This is a genomic window from Roseibium sp., assembly GCF_050301095.1.
Taxonomy (GTDB): Bacteria; Pseudomonadota; Alphaproteobacteria; order Rhizobiales; family Stappiaceae; genus Roseibium.
In genome coordinates, this window is the sequence record NZ_JBNKYW010000140.1 from 21,163 (window position 1) to 46,441 (window position 25,279).

Below are 25,279 nucleotides of genomic sequence, written 5' to 3' on the forward strand. Positions count from 1 at the left end.
TGGGAGCCCCTTCGCCTCCCGGCCGTTTTCACGCAAGTGGCGGCAACTGACATGGCTGGTGTGCAGTACACCCTGAACCGTCTGGTTCTGATGATCCCGACCTTCCTGCTGGTCATGATCATCATCTTCCTCCTGGTCCGGCTGTTGCCGGGCGATCCGGCAATCGCGATCGCGGGCGACAAGGCCTCCGACGCCGACATTGCCGCGATCCGGGAAAAACTCGGCCTCACCGCTCCGCTCTGGACCCAGTTCTGGCTGTTCCTGACGAACACGCTTCAGGGCGATCTCGGACGCTCGATCCTGATGCGCGCCGAGGTTCTCGATGTGGTTCTCGCACGGCTGCCGACGACCATCTTCCTGGCGGTCTATGCGGTCACCCTGTCGATCCTGATCGCCGGGCCGCTGGCTTTTCTGGCCGCGGTCAACCGGGGCAGGTGGCAGGACAACCTGATCCGGGCGGTTTTCCAGGTCGGCCTTTCCATGCCGGTCTTTTACATCGGCCTGATCCTGCTGACCTTCCTGGCCGCGCAGCTGAGGCTCTTTCCGGTCGGCGGCTACGGCGAGACCTTCCTGGAACGGCTCTATCACCTGTTCCTGCCCGCCGTGACGGTCGCCCTTTACACCTCCGCCATCCTGATGCGGAACCTGAGGGCGGCGATCATCGAGGTTCTGGATGCCGAATATGTCCAGTTCGCCCGCGCCAAGGGCCTGCCGCCCCGGCTGATCCTCGGTCGCCACGTTCTGAAAAACGCCCTCATCTCCACAGTCACGCTGCTGGGGCTTTCCATCGGCCAGCTGATGAGCGGCACCCTGGTAACCGAGACCGTCTTCGCGGTTCCCGGGGTCGGCCGGCTGATGCTGGAAGCGATTTTCGCCCGCGACTATCCGCTCATCCAGGGGCTCACGCTGACATTTGCCGTGCTGGTGTCGCTGGTCTTCCTGATGACCGACATTTTTCAGAGCTGGCTTGATCCGAGGATGCGCCTGTCATGAGCGACGTCACCCTTTCTCCGGCCGCCGCTCCGCTCAAGAAACCGGGGCGCCTGAAACAGGCGTTGCAAAAGCCTGGTTTCATGACGGGTGTTGCCATTATCGGCGCCTCGCTGGTGCTGGCGCTTTTCCCGGGCCTTTTCGCCCCCTTTGATCCGAACCAGATCGACTATGTCGCCGTGCGCCAGCCGCCGAGCTGGTTGCATCCCTTCGGTACGGATCTGCTCGGGCGCGACACGCTCTCACGGGTCATCTGGGCCTATTCGGTCAACATGCAGATGGCGATCCTGGCGACAGTGTTCGCGCTCTCCATCGGCGTCGTGGTCGGCGCGCTGGTCGGCTACTACCGCGGCATCGCCGACATGATTTTCGGCCGGGTGGTCGATGCCATCATCACCTTTCCATTCCTGGTCCTGGTGATCGCTATTGTCGCCGTCCTCGGTCCCGGTCTCACCAACATGTACATCGCGATCACGCTGGTGAACTGGGTCTATTACGCCCGGCTGATGCGCGCGGAAGTCATCTCTCAGATGGGCAACGACTATGCCTCGGCCGGTATCGTCATGGGTTATTCGGACCTGCGCATCATCTTCCGTCACCTGCTGCCCAACGCCATCACGCCGATCATCGTCTACTGGATGACCGACATGGCGCTTGCCATCCTGCTCGGCTCCTCGCTCGGGTATCTCGGCCTCGGCGCGCAGCCGCCCCAGGCCGAATGGGGGGTCCTGATCGCGGAAGGGCGCAACTTCATCACCACCGCCTGGTGGCTGAGCCTGACGCCCGGCATCGCCATCGTGCTGACCGGGCTCGGCTTCTCGCTGATCGGGGACGGGCTGGCAGACTTGTTGAGGCCGCGCGGATGACCTTGAAAAGCATCAAGACACCTCTTCTGGAGGTCTCCGGCCTCTCGACCACCTTCGGCTCGGGCAGGGCGTCCATTCCGGCGGTCCGGGATGTCAGCTTCCGGCTTAACAAGGGCGAGGTTCTGGGACTTGTCGGCGAGAGCGGCTCGGGCAAGAGCGTCACATTGCGCTCGATCCTCGGCCTTTCCCGGCACTACGGAACGACCACCGGAACCGTGACCTGGCGCGGCGAGAACCTGGTGACCACACCGGAAGCAAAGATGCGCCGCATCCGCGGCGGCGAGATCGCCATGATCTTTCAGGAGCCGATGACCTCGCTCAACCCGCTCCTGACCGTCGGCCTTCAGATCGACGAAACCCTGAAGGCGCACACGGATCTCTCGGCCTCCGAGCGCCGGAAAAGGGCGGTCGAAATGCTCGATGTCGTCGGCATTCCGGCGGCAAGCTCCAGGTTGACTGAATATCCGCACCAGTTTTCGGGCGGCATGCGCCAGCGGGTGATGATCGCGATTGCGTTGGCCGCAAGGCCGAAGCTGCTTCTGGCGGACGAGCCGACGACGGCGCTGGACGTGACCATCCAGGCACAGATCCTCGACTTGATCCTGTCGCTCGCCCGCGACTTCGACATGGGCGTCATTCTCGTCACCCACGACCTCGGCGTCGTCGCGCAGACCTGCGACCAGGTGGCGGTGATGTACGCGGGCAGGATCGTGGAAGAAGGGCCGGTGCGTCCGGTCCTGCGCGATCCGCAGCATCCCTACACCGTCGGACTGATGCGCTCGGTGCCGCAGGACGTAGCCCCGCGTACGCCGCTCTATTCCATCCCGGGAACCCCGCCGAGCCTGCTGGCGCTGCCCGCCGGCTGCGCCTTTGCCGCGCGCTGCCCGCAAAAGAGCGATCAATGCGAGGCGGGACGTCCGGATCTCACCGGCGCCGGCCCGGAGCGGGCGGTCGCCTGTTTCAACCGCATCCGGAAAGAGGGAGGGGCCGCAGCATGAGCGAAACGGTGCTTGAAATCCGCGATGTCAGCCTCTCCTTTGCCGGCAAACGAACGGTCATCGACCTGCTCGCCCGGAGGCCGGTGCGCAACGTCAATGCCCTCAACGGCGTCAGCCTCGATCTGAAACGTGGCGAAACCCTCGGCGTCGTCGGCGAATCCGGCTGTGGCAAGTCCACCCTGGCCCGCTGCATCGTGCGCCTGCATGAGCCGGGTGGCGGCCGTGTGCTCTTTCACGGCAAGGATGTCTTTGCGGCGGGGGAACGCAAGGACCGGACCTATAATCGGCGGGTTCAGATGATGTTCCAGGACCCGTACTCCTCGCTCAATCCGCGCATGACCACCGGCCAGATTCTGACGGAGGCGCTGAAGGTTCACGAGATGTGCCAGGATGCGGAGGTTCCGGGCCGCCTCGCCGCTCTTATGGATCTGGTGCAGTTGCCGCAGGATGCGCTGGAAAAATATCCGCACGAGTTTTCCGGCGGCCAGCGCCAGCGGATCGCGATTGCCAGGGCCCTGGCGGTGGAGCCGGAGGTGCTGATTGCCGACGAGCTGGTCTCCGCGCTGGACGTCTCCGTTCAGGCGCAGATCGTCAACCTGCTCCTGGACCTTCAGGAACGGCTGGGCCTGACCATCCTTTTCGTCGCCCATGATCTGCGTCTGGTGCGCCATGTTTCCAACCGGGTCGCGGTCATTTACTTGGGCCGCATCGTGGAGCTGGGCGACAGCGAGACGCTGTTCGCCAGGCCTTCCCATCCCTATTCGCAGGCGCTGCTCAGCGCAGCGCCTTCGCTCGACCCGGACGACAAGGGCAGGAAGATCCATCTCGAAGGCGAGCTGCCGTCGCCGCTCGACATCCCGCCCGGTTGCCCCTTCCACGTCCGCTGCCGTCACAAGACCCCGAAATGCACCACCGAGCTACCCGAACTGCGCCATATCGAAAGGCGCGGTCAGGTCGCCTGTCACCATGCTGAAGAGATCGAGAATGCCTGAGAGCCGCCGCGCCATACTTCAAAACCGGCTGACCGCCCTGCGCGGGGAGATGAAATCCCTGGAGCTGGACGCCCTGATCGTACCGCGCTTCGACGCCCATCAGGGCGAATATATCGCTCCCCATGACGAGCGTCTCGGCTTTGTCACCGGCTTCACCGGTTCCGCCGGCGTTGCCATCGTGACGCGGGACCTCGTGCGCCTTTTTGTCGACGGCCGCTACACCGTTCAGGCCCGGAACCAGTGCCCGGCGGATCTGATCGACCGGGATCATATCTTTGAGCATCCGCCGGAAGTCTGGCTGGCCGAAACCGCTGAAAACGGCTGGGTCATCGGTTATGACGCCATGCTGCTGCCGCCGAACTGGGTCAGGCGCTACGCGGATTCCGCCGCTGAGGCCGGTGCCTCGCTGCAGCCCCTGACGGGCAATCCGGTCGACAGGATCTGGACGGACCAGCCCGCCGAGCCGTTCGGCGAAATCAGCGCTTTTCCGCTCCAGTTTGCAGGCGTCTCGGCGACGGACAAGCGCGCCGGGCTGCTCGAAACCATGCAGGAAGAAGGCGCGGACCTTCTTGTCGACACCCAGCCGGACAACATCGCCTGGCTTCTGAACGTACGCGGCGGCGACGTTGCCTATAACCCGATGCCGCAGTCCTTCTTCGTGCTGGAGAAATCCGGTGCCGGTCACTGGTTCGTCAACCGCCAGAAGTTCGAGGTCGGGCTGGAAGATACGCTTCCGGACTGGATCGAGGTCCATCCGAAAGAGACGTTTCTGGACGTGCTGGTGGAAAAGACCGGCGAAGGCGCGAAGGTGCTGCTCGACCCGGATTTCTCGCCGGCGGCGGTGACGCTTCTGGTCAAGCAGGCGAAGGCCGAACCGCTTCACAAGCTCAGTCCCGTCACCCTCAAGAAGGCGCAGAAGAACAGGACCGAGCTGGAAGGCCTGAGGGCTTGCCACATCGAGGATGCGGTGGCCTGGGCCGAATTCGGCGCCTGGCTGGAGACCCATGTTCCCGAACGCGCAGCAGTGGGCAATCCGGTAAGCGAATACGAGGCGGAGGAAAAAATCCTGTCTTTCCGCCGGGAGCGCCAGGGGTTTCTGAGTGAAAGTTTCCGGACGATATCCTGCGCGGGCGGCAATGCCGCCATGTGCCACTATGCCGCCGATCCGCAGGTCTCCGCCCCTATCCTGCCCGCGCATCCCTATTTGCTGGACAGCGGCGGCCAGTATGAGACCGGTACCACCGACGCGACCAGATCCTACAGCTTCGGCACGCTGCCGGACGGTTATGCGCGTGCCTATACCGCCGTCTTCCAGGCGCTTCATGCCCTTGCGACCCTCCGGTTTCCCAAGGGCACACAAGGACACCAGATCGACGCCATCTGCCGCCGGCCGCTCTGGGATCTGGGCCTCGACTACGACCACGGTACGGGCCATGGCATCGGCCACCGGCTCTCCGTTCACGAACAGCCGCAGCGCATCGGCAAACAGGTCAATCCCGTCGATCTGGTGCCGGGCATGGTGCTGTCGATCGAGCCCGGTTACTACCAGGCCGGCAGCTATGGCATCCGGCTGGAGAACCTGTTCGAGGTCCGGGAGGCGGAAGACGGGTTCCTTGAATTCTCCAACCTGACCTGGATCCCGATCCAGACAGCGCCTCTTTTGCGCGACCGGCTCGGCACTGCCGAGATCGCCTGGCTCGACGCCTATCATGCCGAAGTCGAAAAGCAGGTCGGCGACAAATGTTCAGACAAGGCAAGAGAGTGGCTCCAGGACGTGTGCCGTCCGATCGGCCAGCCGTCTCCCCACTGGCGGCAGGCGGTCTGACGGCGGCAGAGGCGGCACTCCGGCAACCCGGCGTGCCGCCTCGGCAAATGTGTTCCTGCCTGAAACCCTTCTGCGCCGGCAAGCTCCTGTGATAGACCTTGATTCCGGCCCGGTGAAGCAACCGCGCCGTGTCGCAGGATCAAGGAATACGAATGAGCGTGGACGAAATGCCGGCTTCAGGCGGCTTTCTGGCGGAGGGGCCGGTCGCCGGTGGCCCGGCCCTGATCACACCCGAGCGCGCCGCGCTCTGGTGGCTGCCTCTGGAGGCGGTCGAGGAAGCGGATTGGGCCGGTCTGGAAACGCTCCTGAGTGAAGAAGAGCAGGTGCGCTCGAAGCGGTTTCACTTCGAGCGCGACCGCCAGGTCTATGTTGCCGCGCATGCGATCTGCCGGGGACTGCTGACCTATTGCATCGGCGGCGCGCCTCAGGACTGGCGTTTTTCGGTCGAAGCCCACGGCAAGCCGGAGCTGGTATCTCCGCCCGGTGGTCCCCGTTTCCGGGTGAACATATCCCATACGCGTGACCTTGCAGCCGTCGCTCTGACCGCCCACCACGATATCGGCGTTGATGTCGAGTGGCTGCAGCGCAATGCGCCGACGGAGAAACTGGCCAGGCGCGTTTTTGCCGAACGGGAACAGGAAACCCTCGCCGCCACGCCGGACGATCTCAAGATCGATACGTTTCTGACCTTCTGGACCTTGAAGGAAGCCTATGTGAAGGCTATCGGCAAGGGCCTGTCGCAGCCGCTCGGCGCCTTTTCCTTCGACCTGGAAACGCTTCGGATTCATTTCGACGACCGTTTGGCGGACGACCCGGAAACCTGGCACTTCGAGCGCTATCGCCTTGGACCCGACCACCTGATGGCCCTCGCCGTCAAGCATCCGGACAGGTCAAGGCTAGCCGTCGATACGACGAAAGCCCCGCTGGACTGGTTGCGGACGCTGGCAGCCGCATAGGCTTCACCCTGGCCGCTTCTATTCGGCAAGACCGGCGCGCCGCAGTCCCTCTTCGTATTTCGACCGGTAACCGGCGTCCTGAAAGATGGGATTGGTGGAAATCGCATCCCGAATGGTGGTGGGAGCCCCCAGTGCGGCGGCTTCCTCCAGCTGCCACTCCGCGTCCTCGCCGCGGTCTGCCTGCGCGTAGGCGGCTGCCAGCCACAAACGTGTAAAGGAAGCCGTCGGGTTCTTCTCGGCCGCGCGTTCGAAATCCGATACCGCGGCGGTCATGTCGCCGTCCATAAAGGAGATGATGCCCCGGTTCTGGACATACCAGGAGGGGGCTTCCGGGTTCAGTCGGAAGGCCGTTTCAATGGTCCGCTTTGCCTCCGCCGGCCGACCGCTGCCGATGTGGAGCAGGCTGATGAAGGCATAGGCATCCGCATTCTTCGGGTCGAGTTCGATCGCCCGGCTGACCGAGCCGAGGGCCCTGGAGAGCGTTTCCGGATCTCCGTCCTGCTGGCGTGCCAGAATGCGGCCGAGCGTCCAATGGGCAAACGGATTTTGCGGGGCCACCCGGACGGCGGTTTCCGCCGTTGTCAGCGCCAGTTTGCGGTCGATCACACCGGCATCGTTCCAACCGAAACGCGCGGCGAAATCATACATGTTGGCCAGCCGTGCATAGGCATCGCCGTACTCCGGATCGGCGGCGATGGCCTGCTTGTAGAAGGAGATCGCGCGCGTTACCCCTTCGCGGGTCAGTGCGGTCTCTTCGTGGCGCCCCTTCAGCAGGAGATCGTAGGCGGAAACCTTGACGGTGTTGCCGGAGGCGATGCGATCGGCTTCCCCGGGGACAAGCCTGACGGCGAGGGCCGTGATGATCTGGCTGCGAACGTCGTCCTGGATCGCAAAGAGGTCGCCCAGCTCGCGGTCATAGCGTTCGGCCCACAGGCTGGCGCCGGTTTGTGCATCCACCAGCTGCACGCTGATCCTGAGGCGGTCACCTTCCCTGCGGACACTGCCGTCGACCAGATGGCTTGCTCCGAGACTTGTCGCCATGTCCTTGGCGCTTTCCTCGGGACTGCGCGAATGGAACGTGGCGGACCTGGAAAGCACGGTGAGCGCGTTGATCTTCGACAGGTCGGTCAGGAGATCTTCAGCCAGGCCCGTTGAAAAATAATCCTGTTCGCCGTCGCCGCTCATGTTGACGAAGGGAAGAACGGCGACGGTTTTCACCTGGCGTGAGACGGGCTCGCTCAGAAACCAGGTTGCCCAGAGAAACAGGACAGCCAGTGCCAGCGTGAGCACGGCGACCCAGGGCTTCCCCGGAAGCATGCCGAGCCGCTCTTCAAGCGAGGCTCTGCGGAGTTCTGCCGGGGCAAGCATGTAGCCTTTTTTGGGAATGGTCTTGAGCAGCCGGCTGTTGGCCGGTCCGAGGACCTTCCGTATTTCCGAAATGCACTGGACGAGGCTGTCGTCCGTGACATGCGTTTCCGGCCAGACCGCCTCCATCAGCTCGCTTTTCGACACCATTTCCCCGCGCCGGGACAGCAGCACGGAGAGGACCTGCAGCGATTGCGCCCGCAGGCGCACGGGCTTTCCGAAGTTGTCCCGCAACTCTCCGATGTCGGCATCAAATGTGAAGGATCCGATGCTCTGCATGTCAGATTTCGGAAGTTTTCGGAGGCGATTTCGTGACTTTCGTCGCCATTCTGCGGTTCCTCGGGGCAATGGCACAGCTTGTTTCAGCGCCTGTTCCGGCGCCGGTTGGAGCATTGGGCCGAATGAAATCAGCCTTGGAGGATATTATGATCAGAACCGCTCTCATTTCCACACTCGCGGCTGCCGCAATCCTCGCGGGCGCCAACGTTCCGCAAAGCCGGGCAGGCGACAATCCGGCGGGCACTGCAGAAAAGAACCCGGTGCAGCTCACAACGGCGGCCCGATCCCAATCGCCTGTTTCCGGAGAAGACAGGCTGGACCTCCGGCGTTACGGCAAACGCTTCGAAAAAGCGCTCCGCCTGATCGAAAAGGAGGCTGCAAAACCGGACTGGGGCTGGTCCAGCGAGTGAAGGCGCTTAGGCCATGAATGCGGCATTGCCAGCTGCCGGTACTCTTGAGGTCAGGCCCCGGACTTGTCTTCCGGTTTGCGGACACTTGCCGGCAGAAGGTCGGTCGGCAGTGGAAACACGATCGTGCTGGTCCTGTCGTTTGCAATGTCGCTGAGCGCCGTGAAATACCGCAGCTTCATGGCGTTGGGCTGCCTGGAGAGCATCTCCCCGGCCTCGACCAGCTTGGCTGCCGCCTGCTGCTCGCCTTCCGCGTTGATCACCCGGGCCCGCCGCAGACGTTCGGCTTCCGCCTGTTTGGCGATCGCCCGGACCATGCTTTCGTCGATGTCGACATGCTTGATCTCCACGTTGGCCACCTTGATACCCCAGGCGTCGGTCTGGCGATCGAGGATTTCCTGGATATCGGCATTCAGCTTGTCGCGCTCTGCCAGCATCTCGTCCAGTTCGTGCTTGCCGAGGACCGAGCGCAGGGTCGTCTGGGACAACTGGCTGACCGCGGCACTGAAGTCGGCGACATTGATGATGGCGCGCTGCGGATCGACGATCCGGAAATAGATCACCGCATTGACCTTCACCGAAACGTTGTCCCGGCTGATGACGTCCTGGCTGGGCACGTCCTCCACGAACATGCGCAGGTCGGTGCGCACCACCTGCTGGACGAAGGGGATCAGAAGTACGAAACCCGGTCCGCTGACCCGCGTGAACCGGCCGAGCGTAAAGACGACACCACGTTCGTATTCGCGGAAAATATAGATGGCATAATAAAGGACAAAGACCACGAACCCTGCCAGCAGCAAGGGGACGATTGAGTCGAAAACCGGGAATTCCATGGTTAGGACCTTTCCTGCGGCACGTCTGAAGGTGCATCCACAATCAGCGTGAGTCCGTCGACATTGTGAACAAGAACCGTCTCGCCGGCGTTCAGGTCGCTGGCACCGGTCGCATGCCAGCGTTCGCCTTCCACCCAGACAAATCCTTCGTTGCCGCGCCATTCGAGCACATTGGCAGCGGTGCCGATCATCCGCGCCCGACCGCTGACCGGTGCGCGCCGGTAAGTGCGGATGGCAAAGCCGAGGACCAGGATCAGGACCGCGCCCGTCAGCACCGCCAGCGTGCCGACCAGCCACCAGGAGATCTGGAAACCAGGCGCGTCCGTGTCGATCAGCATTGAAGCCCCGAGCACGAAGGCTATGAGACCGCCGAACCCGAGCACGCCGATGGTTGGTGTCATGGCCTCCACGACCATGAAAGCGATGCCGAGACCGATCAGGGCAAGCCCGGCATAGGTGAAGGGCAGCATGTTGAGCGCGTAAAGGCCGAGCGTCAGGCAGATCGCACCGACGACGCCGGGCACGATCGCCCCCGGGTTCCAGAACTCGAAAATCAGCCCGTAGACGCCGATCATCATCAGGATCAGCGCGACATTCGGGTTGGACAAGACACTCAGGAGACGGGTGACCGTGTCCATCTCGATTGTTTCGACCGGCAGGCCTGCAATATCGAGCGTCCGCTTGACCCGGCCGATCTCGACGGTGCGGCCAGCCACGGCCTCCTGAAGTTCGGCAAGGTCGCGGGCAACGATGTCAATCACATTCATCTCCAGCGCCTTGCCGGATGGCAGGCTGGCTGCCTCGCGCACCGCTTTTTCCGCCCAGTCGGCATTGCGGCCGTGCAGGTCGGCCAGCCCCCGGATCAGGGCAACGGAATCATTGGTGATCTTGGCCGTCATGGCGTCCTCTGGGGCTAATGTGCCGGGTTGGCCTTCGCCCCCGTCTGCTCCTTTGCCTTTGGTGTCCGTGTCTTTCTCCTTGTTGTCACGGCCCGGAAGGCCGCCCGGGAAACCCCCGATCTGGACCGGGGTGGCCGCGCCGAGATTGGTGGCCGGAGCCATAGCCGCGACATGGGTGGCATAGAGAATATAGGTGCCCGCGCTTGCCGCGTGGGCGCCCGCCGGAGCCACATAGCCGATGACCGGCACTTTTGAGGCGATGATCTCCGAGATGATTTCCCGCATGGCGTCCGCGAGACCGCCCGGTGTGTTGAGACGCAGGACCAGGGCAGGCGCTTGCCGCTCCTCGGCAAGTGCTATGACACGCTTGACGTGCCTGACCGTCGCAGGGCCGATGGGACCTTCGATGGCGGCCATGACAAGCGCCGGTCCGGCGCTTGCGGATGTGTCAGTCTGCGTCGCCGCAGGCACGGTCGCCGCAGCCAGGGCTGCAGCCGCTGCGATGAGACGACGCAATTGTTTGAAAACGCTCACATTCGCCTCCCTATGATCATTATAGGGCCCGCAGTGGCGTTCAACAATGAAATGGCGCGCGCGAACGGGTCTTGAAGCCTCTTGCGGCCTGACAAGCCGTCCTGCATGTGTCACGATCCTTGATCGCCGCTGCCGCGGGCCTGGGAGGTAAGCGCAACCGCAGGCGCTTCGTGTGCCGGCGCTTATGTCCCGCCGGTCCGGCCGGGAGAGGCGGGCCCAACTTCGACGTTCAAGGGAGAGGAAAATGGATCACGTCTACCCGGTAACAGAAGTCTACGGTTCATCGCCGGATTCCATCGACCAGGCGGTCCGCAACGCCATCGGTGCGGCCAGCAAGAGCATTCGCAACCTCGAATGGTTCGAGGTGACCGAAATCCGCGGCCACGTGAACAGCGACGGCTCGGTCGGTCACTTTCAGGTGGGCGTCAAGCTCGGTTTCCGCCTCGACAGGGACGGTTAGGTCCAATCCGGAAAGTCGACTGTCCGGTGGAGCGCACTACAACGCTCCCCGCTATCCGGACAGAATTGACCTCAAATAAAAGGCCATGCCCTTTTGCTGATCCCATTGGCGCGGGTAGCCGAGGGAGACCTCCTCGAAGCGCGCGCCGTCGCGCCAGTCGGTGCGGCGGGTGTGGAGGTGGCCGGAGACGACGACGCTGGCATTGAAGCGCAAATGCCAGTCTTCGGTCCGGCGCGTGCCGCACCAGGGTGTGAAGCGGGGGGCCCTTGGAATGTGGATCAGGTCGCGGCGCAGCGGATAGTGGTTGACGAGAACGGTTCTGGTGCCTTCCGGCAGGGCGGCCAGCCGGGCTTCGGTCTCCTCAAGACGGGCTTCGCACCAATGCTCGCGGCTTTCGTATGGCGCCGGGCTCAGGAAATATTCGTCTGCGCAGACGGCGCCCTGTTCCCGTGCCCAGCCGACGACCTCTTCGCGGCCGACATGGTCGGGCCGGAAACTGTAGTCGTACAGCAGGAAGAGCGGGGCGATGACATGGGGGCCGGTGCGGCTTTCCCAGGTCTGAAACGGGTCTTCGGGTGTGAGGACGCCGAATTCGCGGGCACAGGCGACAAGCGCCCTGTAACGGTCTTCTCCCGAAAGGGCCGGCGTCTCCCTGTTGTCCGGAAGCGACCAGAGGTCGTGGTTTCCCGGAACCCAGAAGACCCGGGCGAACTTGCCGGTCAGCGTCTCGAAAGCCAGGCGGACATGGTCTAACCGTTCACCGATGTCTCCGGCGACGATCAGCCAGTCGTCCCCGAAGGACGGCAGTTCGGCAAGGGCTTCACGGTTGGCGGCGCTGGCAAGATGCAGGTCGCTGATCGCCCTGAGTGTGCGGACTTGGGAGATCTAGGCCTCCCGCGCGGAAAAAATAGTGGATTTCATGGTCCGGACCGGAGCTGGATCTGCTCCGGAAACTTCCTTTCATAGATAGAAATACCTACCCCAAAAGAGGTGTTTTGGGGTGTTTTCCGGCAACGGGCCGCATCGGGATCTAGCCGGGCCGATTTCTTAAGTAGTCAACCCGACTTCACCGGAAAAGATGTACTGGCATTATCTTTAGGTAACACGAAATGTGCACTCCCATCGAAACCAAAAACATCCCGCCCGGGCCGTAAGCCCGGGCGGGATTTGTTTTCGAAGTGGGTGGTGGCGTTTGCGCTGGGTTGAAAGGGTCGGCTCAGGATGTCCGGCTCTCCCCGGCCTTCGGGACAAGGATTGTTCCCTCCACGACATTGCCGGGCTCTTCATATCGCAGGGTATCGAAGCAGAACTGCTGCGCGATCTTGATCCCGCGGCCGTTGGGGCCGTCGACCGGAAAATCCGCTGAAAGATAGGTCTCGAAATCGAAGCCCTTGCCCTGATCAGTGACTTTCAGGGTCACGCGATCCGGGCCACGGCTGAACTCGGCAATCGCAAACCGGTCCCGGTAAGGCGATTGCGTATGGCGGCGGCGGATTTCATCCTGAAACGCGTCCTGCATCAACAGGTCGGCCTTCAATTCCATGTCGATTTCAAGGTTGCCGTGTTCGATCGCATTCGACAGCAGTTCCCAGATGCCCATGGCCGCCCTTTCCGGATCCGGCGTGTTCAGCGCCAGCAAGGCCGACAGGCGTTCGGCCTCCTCATGGGTCGTGAACTGAAATGCGCCCTGAAGCAGGCAGCCGAAGGAAGACGAGGATTGGGCAATATACTCCCTGATACCTTCGGGGTCCGGAAATCGTATCCGGCTGGTCTGATCGTCCAGGTCATCTTGTTCAATTGTTGCGGAGGGACAGGTCACGCTCATCGGTCATCACTCCCAAATTCTCGATTCAAATAGGTCAGGCAAAATATGGTTGCGTCGTCTTCGAAGGTCGTAACATTGCCTTCGGAGAGTTTTCCGAGAACCGATGCAACCCGGTCCGCGCAGGTTTTGCCCGCGTGAGGACCGTTGAGAAACCCGGCAAGGCTATCGTAGGTGAAAACGGAATTGGGCGGGTCGGGGGTTTCAACCAGCGCGTCGCTGTAGAGAAACAGGCTGCTGCCCGGGGGGAAACCTTGGATCTTGTCCTCGTAGTCCGCGTTCGCCGTGATCCCCAGGGGAAAACCGGTGCCGTCCAGGGGAAGGAACCCCGCCTCGCCGTCTTCCGGTCGCAGCAGGGCGGGTGGTGCACCTGCGGATGAATAGGTCAGTTCCCCGCACTCGAAATCGATGATTGCGCAGAACATCGTTGCAAACTGGCCGACCGGAAGAATGCCGCTCAGAAAGGAGTTCAGCTGATTCAGAACCTGGCCGGGCGTGTCGATGTCGCGCAGAGAGTTGTAATAGGCCTGAAACCGGAATGTGTTGATCGCGGCACCGACGCCATGACCTGAAAAGTCTAGGATATAGACAAACAGCCGGTTCGGACAAAGTGGCCTGAGCCCCCACAGATCGCCTCCAAGACCGATGGAGGGCTGGTAATGGGAGGCCATGTCAACCGGGTAGGTTTCCAGCACCTCGCTGACGAGCATCCTGTCCGGCAGCATGTCGGCCTGCATCGTCCGCGCCTGGTCCAGTTCCAGGGCGATGCGCTCCTTGTATTCGGTCAGCCGCCTGATCAGCTGGCTGCGTTCCAGATGCACCTGCAACCGTCCTGCCAGCTCAAGGTGATAGACGGGTTTGCTGATGAGGTCGGTGGCGCCGGCCTCGAACACGGCCGTTCGTTCCTCGTGGTTCTCGATGCCGGTCAGCACGAGGACCGGCACGTCGTCCAGTGCCCGGCCGGCCCGTATGCTGCGGCAGAACTCGACCCCGTCCATGACGGGCATGTACAGATCGGTGATAATGAGATCCGGCAGCCATTCGGCCGCGATTTCAAGTGCTTCGAGCCCGTTTCGCGCAGGCCTGATCTGGCGCAGGCCGTAGTGGTTGAGAAATCTTGTAATCAGGGTGAGTACGACGGAATTGTCTTCAACGACGAGGATCCTGCTGTTGGCAAACCTGGCAAGGCAGTTTTCAACCGCACGTGACTGCTGTTCCTGCAAACGTCGGTAGACTGCGGCTGTTCTGCCCATTTACGCCTCTTGCAGGGTTAGGATCCTGTCGAACTTTCCGAGTTTCAACAGCGCCTCGACATGGCCGCTCGCGCCCCGGATCACCAGGGACCAGCCATTCGCGGCCCCTTCATTATGGGCGACCATGAACATGCCGAGCCCGGCGGAATCGATGGATGTGAGGGAGGTCAGGTCGAACACGCAAGTCCTGGCACCCGACTGGGTCACCGTTTGAATAAGGTCGCGAAAGGCCTTGTGGTCGGAAAAGGCAAGCCGGTCGGCGATCCTGGCATGGAAGGTGCTGCCGTCTTTTGTCGTGGTCAGATTCATGCTGAAGGCCCGTCCTAAAAGAGTTCGATGTCGTCGTCGCCGAATTCTCCGCCTGTCTTGGCGGTCTCAACGGCTTCCGGTGGCGGGGTATCGGCGGGGGCGGTGTCCGGTACCTCGAACAGGTCCACATCCGGATCATCGAACGCGGGAACGGCCTGAATGCCCTGCATCGGCACGCTGCCGGGATAAAAGCGCGCCTGAAACCGTTGCGACATTTCGTTGAGCGAGAAGCATCCGATCAGTTCGTCCCTGAAAGCGCCGGTTCCGGTGCTTGCCGTTTCGTCGGCGGAACAAAAGTGCCGGCCGCGGTCTTCCAGGGTCTCAAGATTGCCGGCGACCACATTCAGGGCGGTGTTGATGTTCTGGAACATCTGCTTGGTGCGGTCGTGAAACTGGAGGCTGACCACTGCCATGGAGATGTCGCGGGTGATCTCTTTTGATGATGTCACGGAGTGCTGAAGGACCTCGCCCACCTGTTCGTTCTGTGCGATCAGGCAATCGACCATCTTGCTGAACCCGGCGTTGATTTCCAGGTTTTGCTCCGACAGGTCCATCGTGGCGATTTCCTCCACCAGCTGGTAGGCCCCGCCGAGCCCGGCGGTGATCGAGCCGATCTGTGCCTTCAGGTCCGTCGACAGCGTGTCCACCGTCTTGGCCAGCTCGCGGACCTCGTCGGCGACGACGGCAAAGCCGCGTCCGGCCTCGCCTGCCCGCGCTGCCTCGATTTTCGCATTCAGCGCCAGGAGGTTGGTCTGGCTGTTGATGCGCTCGATCTGGCCGATGCTGCTCTCCACATGAACCAGCTCGTCGTTGATGTCGTTGAGCTTGTAGACCATCGACATGCCACGTGAGGAAAGCTGGACGATCTTTTCGATGAGATCGGCGAGAATGTTTTTCAGATCCGTGGCCAGATCTGCCATGTCGCGCTTTTCGCCGTCGATCTCGATTTCCTGCGAGAGATCCGCCAGATGCTGGATCTGGTTGGTCTGGTCCTGGGAGCGGCCGGCGATGTTGTTGAAACTGGAGCTGATCCCCTCGATGTTGGTGTCGATCAGGCCGCAGGCCCGGTCGATCTCCTCCATCAGCGCAGTGAGTGCTTCCCGCTGGTCCGCTGAAAAGGCCTGCCAGTCCCGCAGAAGGTTGTCGGCCGTTTCATCGGTATTACTTACATCTTCCGCAAAAGATGCCGCAGAGGAAGGTTCTTCAATTTCCTCTGTATCAGTGATTTCGCTATCTATAAACGCTCTCAACATGAAGATAATCTACCGCTCTAAAGTTGATAACTGGTATACGTTCCTGTTGTTGATGGTAAGAATATGTATGTATTGTCATACTCTTATGGCTTTTCCTTTTTCGGAAACGCAGATATCGAGTATCCGTCTGGGAATCTGCGAGAGTGATAGCTGCTCTTCGACGGCGCCGATCTCCTGTGCCACGCGTGGCATGCCGTAGACGACCGACGATGCCTCGTTCTGTCCGAGGGTCCTCGCACCAGCCTGACGCATCGCCAGCAGACCTTTCGCTCCATCCTTGCCCATGCCGGTCAGGATGACGCCGATTGCGTTGTTTCCGGCGCAGTCGGCGACTGAGCGGAACAGCACGTCGACCGAGGGGCAGTGACCCGAAACCCGCTCCTGTCCGCCGATCCGGCAGATATAGTTCGCGCCGCTGCGCGACAGTTGCAGTTGCTGGTCGCCGGGGGCCAGATAGGCATGGCCCGGCAGGACCCGGACACCGTCGCGGGCTTCGGTGACATTGATTGCGCAGATCCCGTCCAACCGCCTGGCGAAGCTGCGCGTAAAGGAAGCGGGCATGTGCTGGGTCACCAGAATGGCGGGACTGTCGGGCGGCAACACCGTCAGCACGTTGGTCAGGGCTTCGACACCGCCGGTGGAGGCTCCGATGGCGACCACGGTTTCCGTCGACCTGTAGCCGGGGGCGGAGGAAAGCCGCTGGATCCGAGCAGGTTTGCCTCCGGGTCTGCTCTGCACCCGCGCTGCCGCTGCCGCCTTGACCTTGGAGGTGATCTCCTCGCATTTTTCCGCCAGACCGTGTTGCAGGTCCTGTGTCGGTTTGGCGACATAGTCGACGGCGCCGATTTCCAGCGCATGCAGGGTTGCGTCCGCGCCCTGCTGGGTCAGGGAGGACACCATGAGAACGGGCATCGGCCGCAGTTTCATGATTTTTTTCAGGAACTCGATACCGTCCATCTTGGGCATCTCGATATCGAGCGTGATCACGTCCGGATTGAGGCTCTTGATCTTCTCGCGTGCCACATAGGGGTCCTGCGCGGTGCCGATTACCTCGATGTCCGGATCGCGGGAAAGCATCTCCGTGAGCATTTTCCGGATAAGGGCGCTATCGTCCACGATCAGGACCCGCACTGGATTTGAAGCCATCACGTCCTCCTATCCGAACAACTCGATTTCGCCTTCAATGTCGGCGCGGCGCAGATCCGAGATGTAGCTGCATTCCGCATTGACGACCTTCTGCTCGACGTTCTGTTTCAGGAGCAGCCGTTGAACCCGGCCGGTGGCCGGCTCGTAGTGGATGCGGCGTCCTCTCGGTCCGCCGAGGTCTTCGGCGGTGATCGCAAGGCCTTCCCGCTCAAGGTAGGCTCGGGCGAATTCCGCGTTCTTGTCTCCCACCAGAGCGACGCCCTGATAGAGATTGGCTCCGCCGAACAGTTTGATCTCAAGGTCGTGTCGCGCGCAGCCGGACTTGAGAACGGCGTTGATGAGCGCTTCCATGGCGTGATTGCCGTACCGCAGGGCGGAACTGACCCCGTTCCAGTCGCCGGTCTCGTGCTCGGGCAGCATGAAATGGTTCATGCCGCCGAAACCGGTGATCGGATTGCGGATGCAGGCGGCGACGCACGACCCCAGGACGGTAACAATGACTTCGTCCGCCGCCGACGTGGTGTAGGAGGCGCCGGGCAGAAGACGCACGGCATATTTGTGCTGCTTGTGGTCGTAGCTACGCACGATCTGAGGTGCCCGTACGTCTGCTTTCGCAGCGGACGGGCTGCAGGCTACGGTTTCCGGCCCTTGAAGTGCCAACTCCGCCATCACGCGTCTCTCCGCCGATAGATCGTGCGGCCCATCAGCTGAAACTTGCCCCCCGTATCGAGGAGCGTTTCGGAATGGCCGATATAGAGCCAGCCTCCGGGTTTGAGCATCGTGGCGAAGCGGTCGATCAGTCCGGTTTTGGTCGCCTCGTCGAAATAGATCATCACGTTGCGGCAGAAGATCGCGTCGAACGGTCCTGTCATCGGCCAGGAAGAAAGGAGATTGAGCTGCTTGAAGGTGATGAGCGCGCGCAGGTCGTCGCTGGCGGCGGTTTCGCCAGCGGACGTGCTGCCGCTGAAATAGCGCTTGCGCAGTGATGCGGGGACGTTTTCCAGGTCGCGGTCCGCGTAACGGCCGGCCCTGCCGCGTGCGACCATGGCGGTGTCCAGGTCGGTCGCGAGGATTTTTGCGTTCCATTCGCGCAGCCGCGGAAAGCGGCTGAGCAGCGTCATGGCGATTGAATAGGGTTCTTCGCCCGACGAGCAGCCGGCGGACCAGATCCTGAGACGGCGCAGCCCGGTGCGGGACGCGGCCGCAGCCGCCTCCTTCAGGGCAACGTCGGCCAGATGCTCAAAGTGGTGGTTTTCCCGGAAGAACTTGGTCAGGTTGGTCGTGATGGCGTTGATCAGGAAGCCGGTTTCCTCCGTGCCCCGTTCGCTTTCCAGAAGCCGGCAATAGTCGTTGAAGGAGGTCAGGCCCAGTTCGCGCAGGCGGCGGGCGAGGCGGGAATAGACCATGTTGATCTTGTGGTCCTTCAGGACGATGCCCGTCTGATCGTAGACCACGGAAGACAGGTATCTGAAGTCCGCCAGCGAGAGCGGAAATTCCTTGTCTTCCGTGCTCCTTGTTGCAAGCGCCTTCATCTGGGGTACCCGGGTTTGGAGGGACTGCGCCCGGCGGGAGCCGGGCGCAAGCGGTTCTTGGGGATGCGGTGACCGGCGGTCAGAATTCCTTCCAGTCGTCATCGGCATCGAAGGCGGTCTGGATGTCCGCCTGCATGGAGGCAACGGCGCCGCCGCCGGCAACCTTGCGCATCTCCTGGCGCGGTGCCGCTTCAACCATCTTGCGGCTGGACTTCTTGCCCGGTCCACTCGATGCCGCCGGAGCCTCGACGCTGAAGAAGGACATGCGCTGGTGCATGTTGCCGGCCTGATCCTGCAGCAGCCGGCAGGCCGCCGCGTTTTCTTCCACAAGCGCGGAGTTCTGCTGGGTCATCTCGTCCATCTGGCTGATGGCCTTGTTGATCTCCTCCACGCCGGTCGCCTGTTCGGTGCTGGCCGCGGCGATCTCCGAGACGATGTCGGTGACGCGTTTCACCGAGTCGACGATTTCCGTCAGCGACTTGCCGGCATCATTGACCAGCGTGACGCCGTCCTTGACCTGCGAGCCGCTTTCCACGATCAGCGACTTGATGTCCTTGGCCGCTTCCGAGGACCGCTGTGCCAGCGAGCGCACTTCCGAGGCGACGACCGCGAAGCCCTTGCCGGCGTCGCCCGCACGGGCGGCCTCGACGGCGGCGTTCAGTGCCAGGAGGTTGGTCTGGAAGGCGATTTCGTCGATCACGCCGGTAATGTCGGAGATTTTCTGCGAGGAGGCTTCGATCTCGGACATGGCGGTGACGGCCTTGCCGACCACTTCGCCGCCGGTGGAGGCAACCGTGCGGGCGCTGATGGCAAGCTGGTTGGCCTGCTGCGCATTATCCGCGTTCTGCTTGATGGTCGAGGCGATCTCTTCCATGGAAGCGGCGGTTTCTTCAAGGTTGGAGGCCTGCTGCTCCGTGCGTTGCGACAGGTCGTTGGTGCCGGTGGTGATTTCCGAGGCGGCGTTGCGCACCTCGTTGGCGCTGACGACCACTTCCGTGACGATTTCGCCAAGCCGTTCCGCGGTTTCGTTCAGCTTGTTCTTCAGATCGTCGAAGCTGCCCGAATAGGAGCGGGTGATCCGGGTGTCGAGGTCGCCCTCCGCGATGGCGCCAAGGTTCGCGTTGACGTCGTCAAGCGCCTCGCCGGTGGTTTCGCACAGCCGGTTCATGGCTTCGGCAAGGTTGCGCATGAAGCCCTTCTTGCCTTCCAGCGGAATGCGCTCGGCGAAATTGCCGTTCACCGCGGCGCCGACCATGGTGTTGATTTCCTCCTCGACGGCGCGCTCCTGCGTCACGTCCTTCCATTCGACGACGGAACCGAGTCGGTTGCCGTTGCTGTCCATCACCGGGTTGGCAATCAGCTCGAAGATCCGGCCGGCGACCTGGATGCTGGTCTGGTAGGTGGAGCTCAGGCGCTCCAGCATGGAACGCTGGTGAGAGGGGTTCTTGTGGAAGATGTCGATGTTGGCACCGACCAGCTTCTTGGCGTCGAACTGCGTCAGTTCCTTGCGCAGGTCCGCTTCGGCTTCGTTCATCATCTCGGTGACGCTGTCGTTCATGTAGACGATGTTGAAGTTGTTGTCGGCAACCATCACGTTGGTGCTGCAGTTGTCGAGGGCGACCTTGATGCGCATGTTGTCTTCGAACACGGTCTTCATTTCGCGGTCGCGGGCGTCTTCCTTGGTCCGGTCCGCCCATTCCACGACGGTGCCGATCCGTGCGCCGTGATCGTCAAAGACCGGTGTGGCGATGAGGTCGAAGACCAGGGTGCCGATATTGAGCGACGTCTTGTATGGCTCGCGCAGATTGTCGAGCAGGCCGCGCTGATGCGCCGGGTTCTTGTGGAAGATGTCGATGTTGGCACCCATCAGCGCCTTGGAGTTGAACTGTGGCAGTTCCTTGCGCAGTTCGTCTTCCGCTTCGCCGAGCATTTCGCCCAGGGACTGGTTGAGATAAGCGATATTGTAGTGTTCGTCGGCGACCATGACATTTGTCGTGCAGTTGTCGAGAGCCACCTTGATGCGTTCATAAGCGGTGCCGCGCTGGTAAAGCGCTTGGACGCTGCGTGCCACGTCACCGAACTCGTCCTTGCGCTCAAGACCGGGAACTTCAATCCGGGAACCGCCCTCCGAAAGCTGTGTGATCGCGGCGGAAAGGTCGTTCAGCGGACCGGTGACCGATCGGATGACGGCATAGCCGATGGCTCCGGCGATCAGCAGTTCGACCGCCAGGACGCCGAGTTCACCGGCGAGGCCGGCGTTGTCGGCACCGCCCAGAAAAGTCTTTCCGATTGTCGAGGCTGCCAGGATGGCAGCAATTGCGCCGAAACCCAGAACAAGGCGACCTCTGATTTGCATTTCCGAGAATTTGATGGACATTGTCCAATCCTCCAGTTTGTCGGACCGGCACCGGCCGGCCTGTCGCCTTAGGCGGCCAGTTCTGCGGCGTTCGCCACGTCTCCGCGATGAAAGAGTTTTTCGAGCGAAAGCAGGACGACCATGCTTTCCTCGATGGTGATGATGCCGGACAGGAATTCGGCGGCCGTCATGCGTTCCATATCCGGGACGGGCCGGATCTGGTCTTCGTTGACGGTCAGAATGTCGGAAACGGCATCGACGAGCAGGCCGATGGTCCGTTCCTGAACGGTCGCGATGATCACGACGTGATAGGGCGTCGTCTGCGTGCGTCCCATGCCGAAGCGGCATCGGAGGTCGAAGGTCGGCACGATGGTGCCGCGCAGGTTGAGGACGCCGAGATTGTAGTCCGGCTGGTTGGGCAACGGAGCGGTTTCCGTCCAGCCCTTGATTTCGCGAACCGCCATGATGTCGATTGCAAATTCCTCGTTTCCGACCTTGAAACTGATGAACTGGTGGAAATGTCCGTTTTGCGCCGACGTTGGCTCTCCCGAAACCTCCTCCTGTACGGGACTCTCAACATGATCGTTCATTGTGTTCTCCCAGGGTGAAAGGTCATACCGTTGCCGGCACTTGCGTGCCGTCCGGCTCGGTCATGGATTCCGGGGCAAAGGAACGCTGCCCGGAACTGTCTTGATGCTTGGCCGCGCTGGTCACCGGCGCTGAAACATGTTTGCGCCCGGCTTCCACCGGCATGGCCTTGAGCTGCTCGATGTCCAGGATGAGGGCAACGCGGCCGTTGCCCAGGATGGTTGCGCCGGAGACGCCGGGCACCGGGTCAAAGTTTTCCTGAATGCTCTTGATCACCACCTGCTGCTGACCGATCAGTTCGTCGACCAGCAGGCCGACCTTGCCGCCATTCGCGGTTTCGGTGACCACCACCAGGCCCTGGCACGGATCGGCCACGGCACCGGGTACGTTGAAGAGCTGGTGCACGCGGATCAGCCGGATGTATTCGCCGCGCATGGAAACGACTTCGCCGCCGCCTGCCAGCGCACGGATCTGTTCGCCGACCGGACGGAAGCTTTCCACGATGCTCGCAAGCGGCAGAATGTATTTCTCGTGCCCGATCGCGACGAGCATTCCGTCGAGCACTGCCAGCGTCAGCGGAATGGTAAGGGTGAAGCAGGTGCCCTTGCCCTGGACCGACTGCACGGAAATGCGGCCGCCGAGCTTGTTGATGTTGCGCCGGACGACATCCATTCCGACCCCGCGGCCGGAGACGTCGGTGACGGTCTGCGCAGTGGAGAAGCCGGGGGAGAAGATCAGTTCCTCGATCTCCTCGTCGGACAGTTTCGCGTCCTCGGCGACAATGCCCTTGGCAATCGCTTTTTTGAGGAGCGCGTCCTTGTTGATGCCCGCGCCGTTGTCGATCACCTGGATGATGATGTTGCCGCCGGCATGGCGTGCCGTGAGCTTGATAGAGCCCATCGGCTTCTTGCCCGCCTGCTCCCGTTCCCCGGGGCTTTCGATGCCGTGATCGATGGCGTTGCGGATCATGTGGGTCAGCGGATCGGCGAGTTCCTCGATGACCGTCTTGTCGACTTCGGTCTGCTCGCCTTCGGTCAGGAGGCGGACCTGCTTGTCAAGTTTCGCCGACACCTCCCGGACCAGGCGGGGCATGCGGGAGAACACGGATTTGACCGGCTGCATGCGGATGGCCATCACGCATTCCTGCAGCTCGCGGATGATCCGGGCCATGTCCTCATGGCCCTGCCCGGAAAGATGGTCGTGCCCGTCCTGGCGGTCGAAGGACTGCTGCGCGAACATGGACTGGGCAATTACCAGTTCGCCGACCACGTTGACGAGGCGGTCGACGCGGTCGAGATCCACCCGGATCGAACTGACGCCGCTGCCGGCTGGGGCCGTGGGAGCCGCCCCGGACCTGACCGGGGCGGGCTCGTCCGGTTTTTGCGGGGCAGCGTTGGGCGATGGGGCCTCTTTTTCCGTAGCTGGTACTGCTTGTCCGGCAGCTTCTTCGAGAGTTTCCGCGCGCCCGGAAGCTGTGGCCTCTTCAGCCGCGGTTTCCGGCGCCGCAGCGGTCTCCGGCGCCTCGTCCGGCTCTGACAGGAGGGAGATCGACAGATCGCAGTCGTCTTCGACGAATTCGAAAACCTCCCGGATGTCTGCTTCCGGCTGGTCCGTCGTCACGACCAGCGTCCAGCGCAGATAGGCGTCTTCCGGCTCCATCGCATTGAGGGCCGGAAGGTGCTCAAGGTCGCATTCGACGTCGACGTGCCCCAGTCCGCGCAATTCCCGGAACAACAGCAAGGGCTCGTTGGCGTGGCGGAAGAGTTCGTCCTTGGGGGCGAATTCGATGCGGTACCGTTTCCCTGTGCCGCCTTCGTTTCCTTTTCCGGCACCTGCATCTGCACCGGTTTCGCCGTCAGGGTCTTGCTCCGGTTCGCTCGCGCTGTCCGGCGTGTCCACCGTCGGGGTGTCAGCAGGCGACAGGACCGATTCCAGCCCGTCGATCTCGGCGAGCAGCAGATCGATGTCGCCACTGACATCGGCGCCATAGGCGGCATCGAGGTCCTCGCCCGTCTGGGCGGCCTCCACCAGACCGGCCAGAACGTCTCCGGCGCGGATCAGAACATCCACCACCCTGTCGGTCTGCTGGACGAGGCCGTCTCGCATACGGTCGAGCAAAGCCTCGTAGCGGTGGGCGAACTGGACGAGTTGTGTGAAGCCGAAGGCTCCGGCACCGGCCTTGATCGAATGAACGGCCCTGAAGATTGCATTCAACGCTTCCGAATCGGCAGGCTCGCTTTGCATCTGTGCGAGCCGTTCTTCCAGATCCGCCAGAAGTTCCACGCATTCGTCGAAGAACGTCTGTTTGAATTGAGCCAAATCGTCTGCGTTGAATGAAGATCCGGTCATTCGGAAAGTCCTTGGATGCGGTTCAGGGGCAAACCTTGTTGACCACCTGAACCAGCTTGTCGGGTGTGAAGGGTTTCACGATCCAGCCGGTGGCACCTGCCGCCTTGCCGTCCGCTTTTTTGGCATCGCCGCCCTCGGTGGTCAGAACGAGGATGGGAATGCCGCGATGACTGCCGCCGCCACGCACGCGCTTGACCAGCGTGACGCCGTCCATGTTCGGCATGTTGATATCGGTGATGATCAGGTCGACGCTGGTCCGGTCGAGAACCGAGAGGGCCTGCACGCCATCCTCGGCCTCGACCACGTCGAAACCGGCGCTGCTCAACGTGAATTTGACCATGTCGCGCATGGTCTTTGAATCATCCACGGTCAGAACCTTCTTTGCCATTAGGAGGCGCTCCATTTCGAGTACTGCTCACTCAACCCGAGATCGGCAAAGGCCGACCGAAACGGTTCCGATGCTTTCTGAATGACGAGGGGTCGGTCTTCGGCTGCAAGGGCCCGGCTGGCCGCCAGAAGGACCTGCACCGCGGGCGTGCCAATGCGTTCCACCTGGCTCGCGTCGATCGAGACAGTGTTTTGTTCGGCTATGGCAGTTGCCAGGCGCTCGCGCAGGTGGTGAACGGTCCCCAGATCCAGGATCACCGGCAATTCAACCTGTCCTTGCATGTTTGACAATTTCAGCCCCTCAGAATCAGAAATCTTTTAAAAATCTCAAGGATTTCTGCCCATTTCCCCGCTCAACTTACGTTAAGGGAGATGGGAATCATTAAAGGTCTGCAGGGTTTATAATTAGTTAATCCGGAGCTGTTGGTTGTGGCGTTGCTTAACGATATGTAGAAACGGTCGAGCAAAAAAGGTGAAAGATCATAGCTATTCTCGCTGATATTTTTATCTATTGATAAAAATTACGGTGATTTGGAAGAGTTGCGTATTTTTAACGCACCTTCCCAAGATCGCTTGATTTCGTACGCGGAAGCTTGTGTCCATGAAATTCAATTTAGAATCAAAGATTTAGAAAAATATAAAGTGTCACACTCCCGGTGAGGCGGACAGTTCTCGCGAATGAGCCGGGACGTGACCGAAAGTGTTTCGACGACCGAGCCCGGTTCAAATTTTCATTCAACTTAAAATTGCCTCAAAGTGCGAAGCTTAATAGTTGTATTTGAAGGGCGTTCGGCGGGAAGGTCAGTGTGGATCACGCTTAACAATTTAGGCGTGTCCATGGAAAAGGGAGTATATAAGGTATTATAAGGTTCAATTCTGA

Annotated in this window: 24 protein-coding genes; 8 read left to right on the forward strand and 16 right to left on the reverse strand. The window is 61.6% G+C overall.

What is annotated here, in order from left to right; genetic code table 11:
- The first annotated feature begins 51 nt into the window (after window positions 1–51).
- From ACQY7U_RS13085 to ACQY7U_RS13110, 6 genes are all read left to right on the forward strand, one after another.
- Window positions 52–993, forward strand: coding sequence for an ABC transporter permease (locus tag ACQY7U_RS13085; protein ID WP_428645100.1), 942 nt, complete (start codon window positions 52–54; stop codon window positions 991–993).
- Window positions 990–1,856 (forward strand): ABC transporter permease, encoded by an 867-nt coding sequence (locus ACQY7U_RS13090; protein ID WP_428645102.1) that lies wholly within the window; start codon window positions 990–992, stop codon window positions 1,854–1,856. The genes ACQY7U_RS13085 and ACQY7U_RS13090 overlap by 4 nt, the downstream gene beginning before the upstream one ends.
- Window positions 1,853–2,854: an ABC transporter ATP-binding protein gene (locus tag ACQY7U_RS13095; protein WP_428645104.1), complete on the forward strand. Its 1,002-nt coding sequence runs from the start codon at window positions 1,853–1,855 to the stop codon at window positions 2,852–2,854. Before ACQY7U_RS13090 ends, ACQY7U_RS13095 begins: the two co-directional genes overlap by 4 nt.
- The gene (locus ACQY7U_RS13100; protein ID WP_428645106.1) at window positions 2,851–3,846 is read left to right on the forward strand and encodes an ABC transporter ATP-binding protein; all 996 of its coding nucleotides are present in this window, start codon (window positions 2,851–2,853) and stop codon (window positions 3,844–3,846) included. The genes ACQY7U_RS13095 and ACQY7U_RS13100 overlap by 4 nt, the downstream gene beginning before the upstream one ends.
- Entirely contained in the window at window positions 3,839–5,671 is a 1,833-nt protein-coding gene (locus ACQY7U_RS13105; RefSeq protein WP_428645108.1) for an aminopeptidase P family protein, read from the forward strand. The genes ACQY7U_RS13100 and ACQY7U_RS13105 overlap by 8 nt, the downstream gene beginning before the upstream one ends.
- Window positions 5,672–5,823: 152 nt before the next feature.
- Window positions 5,824–6,627, forward strand: a complete 804-nt coding sequence (locus ACQY7U_RS13110; protein ID WP_428645109.1) for a 4'-phosphopantetheinyl transferase family protein — start codon at window positions 5,824–5,826, stop codon at window positions 6,625–6,627.
- Between the two features lie 18 nt (window positions 6,628–6,645).
- Here the strand turns inward: ACQY7U_RS13110 and ACQY7U_RS13115 are convergent, their stop codons facing one another.
- Window positions 6,646–8,271: a winged helix-turn-helix domain-containing protein gene (locus tag ACQY7U_RS13115; protein ID WP_428645111.1), complete on the reverse strand. Its 1,626-nt coding sequence runs from the start codon at window positions 8,269–8,271 to the stop codon at window positions 6,646–6,648.
- 146 nt (window positions 8,272–8,417) lie between these two features.
- Here ACQY7U_RS13115 and ACQY7U_RS13120 point away from each other — a divergent pair, with 146 nt between their 5' ends.
- Window positions 8,418–8,681 (forward strand): hypothetical protein, encoded by a 264-nt coding sequence (locus ACQY7U_RS13120; protein WP_428645112.1) that lies wholly within the window; start codon window positions 8,418–8,420, stop codon window positions 8,679–8,681.
- Between the two features lie 50 nt (window positions 8,682–8,731).
- On the opposite strand, the gene ACQY7U_RS13125 is transcribed toward ACQY7U_RS13120, so the two are convergent.
- Window positions 8,732–9,511 (reverse strand): slipin family protein, encoded by a 780-nt coding sequence (locus ACQY7U_RS13125; protein WP_428645113.1) that lies wholly within the window; start codon window positions 9,509–9,511, stop codon window positions 8,732–8,734.
- Between the two features lie 2 nt (window positions 9,512–9,513).
- Entirely contained in the window at window positions 9,514–10,944 is a 1,431-nt protein-coding gene (locus ACQY7U_RS13130) for an NfeD family protein (protein ID WP_428645114.1), read from the reverse strand.
- 244 nt (window positions 10,945–11,188) lie between these two features.
- On the opposite strand from ACQY7U_RS13130, the gene ACQY7U_RS13135 reads away from it, so the two are divergent.
- Window positions 11,189–11,404 (forward strand): dodecin, encoded by a 216-nt coding sequence (locus tag ACQY7U_RS13135; protein ID WP_428645116.1) that lies wholly within the window; start codon window positions 11,189–11,191, stop codon window positions 11,402–11,404.
- A 51-nt stretch (window positions 11,405–11,455) separates the two neighbouring features.
- On the opposite strand, the gene ACQY7U_RS13140 is transcribed toward ACQY7U_RS13135, so the two are convergent.
- The 13 genes from ACQY7U_RS13140 to ACQY7U_RS13200 all read right to left on the reverse strand — a co-directional run bounded on the left by ACQY7U_RS13140 (window position 11,456) and on the right by ACQY7U_RS13200 (window position 24,681).
- Window positions 11,456–12,289, reverse strand: coding sequence for a metallophosphoesterase family protein (locus tag ACQY7U_RS13140; protein WP_428645142.1), 834 nt, complete (start codon window positions 12,287–12,289; stop codon window positions 11,456–11,458).
- Between the two features lie 331 nt (window positions 12,290–12,620).
- Window positions 12,621–13,229 carry an ATP-binding protein gene (locus ACQY7U_RS13145; protein ID WP_428645118.1) on the reverse strand — a complete coding sequence of 203 codons (609 nt, stop codon included), beginning with the start codon at window positions 13,227–13,229 and terminating at the stop codon, window positions 12,621–12,623.
- Window positions 13,226–14,479, reverse strand: a complete 1,254-nt coding sequence (locus ACQY7U_RS13150; protein WP_428645120.1) for a PP2C family protein-serine/threonine phosphatase — start codon at window positions 14,477–14,479, stop codon at window positions 13,226–13,228. Before ACQY7U_RS13150 ends, ACQY7U_RS13145 begins: the two co-directional genes overlap by 4 nt.
- On the reverse strand, window positions 14,480–14,788 hold the full coding sequence (locus ACQY7U_RS13155; RefSeq protein ID WP_428645122.1) for an STAS domain-containing protein: 309 nt from the start codon (window positions 14,786–14,788) through the stop codon (window positions 14,480–14,482).
- Window positions 14,789–14,802: 14 nt separating this feature from the next.
- Window positions 14,803–16,041, reverse strand: coding sequence for a methyl-accepting chemotaxis protein (locus tag ACQY7U_RS13160; protein ID WP_428645123.1), 1,239 nt, complete (start codon window positions 16,039–16,041; stop codon window positions 14,803–14,805).
- A gap of 75 nt (window positions 16,042–16,116) precedes the next feature.
- Complete coding sequence (locus ACQY7U_RS13165) at window positions 16,117–17,187, reverse strand: protein-glutamate methylesterase/protein-glutamine glutaminase (protein ID WP_428645125.1); 1,071 nt, start codon at window positions 17,185–17,187, stop codon at window positions 16,117–16,119.
- A 9-nt stretch (window positions 17,188–17,196) separates the two neighbouring features.
- Window positions 17,197–17,856: a chemoreceptor glutamine deamidase CheD gene (locus ACQY7U_RS13170; protein ID WP_428645127.1), complete on the reverse strand. Its 660-nt coding sequence runs from the start codon at window positions 17,854–17,856 to the stop codon at window positions 17,197–17,199.
- Window positions 17,856–18,719, reverse strand: a complete 864-nt coding sequence (locus tag ACQY7U_RS13175; protein ID WP_428645129.1) for a CheR family methyltransferase — start codon at window positions 18,717–18,719, stop codon at window positions 17,856–17,858. Before ACQY7U_RS13175 ends, ACQY7U_RS13170 begins: the two co-directional genes overlap by 1 nt.
- Before the next feature lie 79 nt (window positions 18,720–18,798).
- Window positions 18,799–21,096, reverse strand: a complete 2,298-nt coding sequence (locus tag ACQY7U_RS13180) for a methyl-accepting chemotaxis protein (protein WP_428645131.1) — start codon at window positions 21,094–21,096, stop codon at window positions 18,799–18,801.
- A 47-nt stretch (window positions 21,097–21,143) separates the two neighbouring features.
- On the reverse strand, window positions 21,144–21,665 hold the full coding sequence (locus ACQY7U_RS13185) for a chemotaxis protein CheW (RefSeq protein WP_428645133.1): 522 nt from the start codon (window positions 21,663–21,665) through the stop codon (window positions 21,144–21,146).
- Window positions 21,666–21,687: 22 nt separating this feature from the next.
- Window positions 21,688–24,012, reverse strand: a complete 2,325-nt coding sequence (locus ACQY7U_RS13190; RefSeq protein ID WP_428645135.1) for a chemotaxis protein CheA — start codon at window positions 24,010–24,012, stop codon at window positions 21,688–21,690.
- Between the two features lie 22 nt (window positions 24,013–24,034).
- A complete protein-coding gene (locus ACQY7U_RS13195; RefSeq protein WP_428645136.1) occupies window positions 24,035–24,400 on the reverse strand; it encodes a response regulator in 366 nt (121 codons plus the stop codon).
- Entirely contained in the window at window positions 24,400–24,681 is a 282-nt protein-coding gene (locus ACQY7U_RS13200; RefSeq protein ID WP_428645138.1) for an STAS domain-containing protein, read from the reverse strand. Before ACQY7U_RS13200 ends, ACQY7U_RS13195 begins: the two co-directional genes overlap by 1 nt.
- Between the last annotated feature and the right edge of the window lie 598 nt (window positions 24,682–25,279).

Bases quoted from the DNA above. Each gene is read 5' to 3' on its own strand.
- ACQY7U_RS13085 (WP_428645100.1), top strand. From the start codon at position 52: ATGGCTGGTGTGCAGTACACCCTGAACCGTCTGGTTCTGATGATCCCG.
- ACQY7U_RS13090 (WP_428645102.1), top strand. From the start codon at position 990: ATGAGCGACGTCACCCTTTCTCCGGCCGCCGCTCCGCTCAAGAAACCG.
- ACQY7U_RS13095 (WP_428645104.1), top strand. From the start codon at position 1,853: ATGACCTTGAAAAGCATCAAGACACCTCTTCTGGAGGTCTCCGGCCTC.
- ACQY7U_RS13100 (WP_428645106.1), top strand. From the start codon at position 2,851: ATGAGCGAAACGGTGCTTGAAATCCGCGATGTCAGCCTCTCCTTTGCC.
- ACQY7U_RS13105 (WP_428645108.1), top strand. From the start codon at position 3,839: ATGCCTGAGAGCCGCCGCGCCATACTTCAAAACCGGCTGACCGCCCTG.
- ACQY7U_RS13110 (WP_428645109.1), top strand. From the start codon at position 5,824: ATGAGCGTGGACGAAATGCCGGCTTCAGGCGGCTTTCTGGCGGAGGGG.
- ACQY7U_RS13115 (WP_428645111.1), bottom strand. From the start codon at position 8,271: ATGCAGAGCATCGGATCCTTCACATTTGATGCCGACATCGGAGAGTTG.
- ACQY7U_RS13120 (WP_428645112.1), top strand. From the start codon at position 8,418: ATGATCAGAACCGCTCTCATTTCCACACTCGCGGCTGCCGCAATCCTC.
- ACQY7U_RS13125 (WP_428645113.1), bottom strand. From the start codon at position 9,511: ATGGAATTCCCGGTTTTCGACTCAATCGTCCCCTTGCTGCTGGCAGGG.
- ACQY7U_RS13135 (WP_428645116.1), top strand. From the start codon at position 11,189: ATGGATCACGTCTACCCGGTAACAGAAGTCTACGGTTCATCGCCGGAT.
- ACQY7U_RS13145 (WP_428645118.1), bottom strand. From the start codon at position 13,229: ATGAGCGTGACCTGTCCCTCCGCAACAATTGAACAAGATGACCTGGAC.
- ACQY7U_RS13150 (WP_428645120.1), bottom strand. From the start codon at position 14,479: ATGGGCAGAACAGCCGCAGTCTACCGACGTTTGCAGGAACAGCAGTCA.
- ACQY7U_RS13155 (WP_428645122.1), bottom strand. From the start codon at position 14,788: ATGAATCTGACCACGACAAAAGACGGCAGCACCTTCCATGCCAGGATC.
- ACQY7U_RS13160 (WP_428645123.1), bottom strand. From the start codon at position 16,041: ATGTTGAGAGCGTTTATAGATAGCGAAATCACTGATACAGAGGAAATT.
- ACQY7U_RS13165 (WP_428645125.1), bottom strand. From the start codon at position 17,187: ATGGCTTCAAATCCAGTGCGGGTCCTGATCGTGGACGATAGCGCCCTT.
- ACQY7U_RS13170 (WP_428645127.1), bottom strand. From the start codon at position 17,856: ATGGCGGAGTTGGCACTTCAAGGGCCGGAAACCGTAGCCTGCAGCCCG.
- ACQY7U_RS13175 (WP_428645129.1), bottom strand. From the start codon at position 18,719: ATGAAGGCGCTTGCAACAAGGAGCACGGAAGACAAGGAATTTCCGCTC.
- ACQY7U_RS13180 (WP_428645131.1), bottom strand. From the start codon at position 21,096: ATGTCCATCAAATTCTCGGAAATGCAAATCAGAGGTCGCCTTGTTCTG.
- ACQY7U_RS13185 (WP_428645133.1), bottom strand. From the start codon at position 21,665: ATGAACGATCATGTTGAGAGTCCCGTACAGGAGGAGGTTTCGGGAGAG.
- ACQY7U_RS13190 (WP_428645135.1), bottom strand. From the start codon at position 24,012: ATGACCGGATCTTCATTCAACGCAGACGATTTGGCTCAATTCAAACAG.
- ACQY7U_RS13195 (WP_428645136.1), bottom strand. From the start codon at position 24,400: ATGGCAAAGAAGGTTCTGACCGTGGATGATTCAAAGACCATGCGCGAC.
- ACQY7U_RS13200 (WP_428645138.1), bottom strand. From the start codon at position 24,681: ATGCAAGGACAGGTTGAATTGCCGGTGATCCTGGATCTGGGGACCGTT.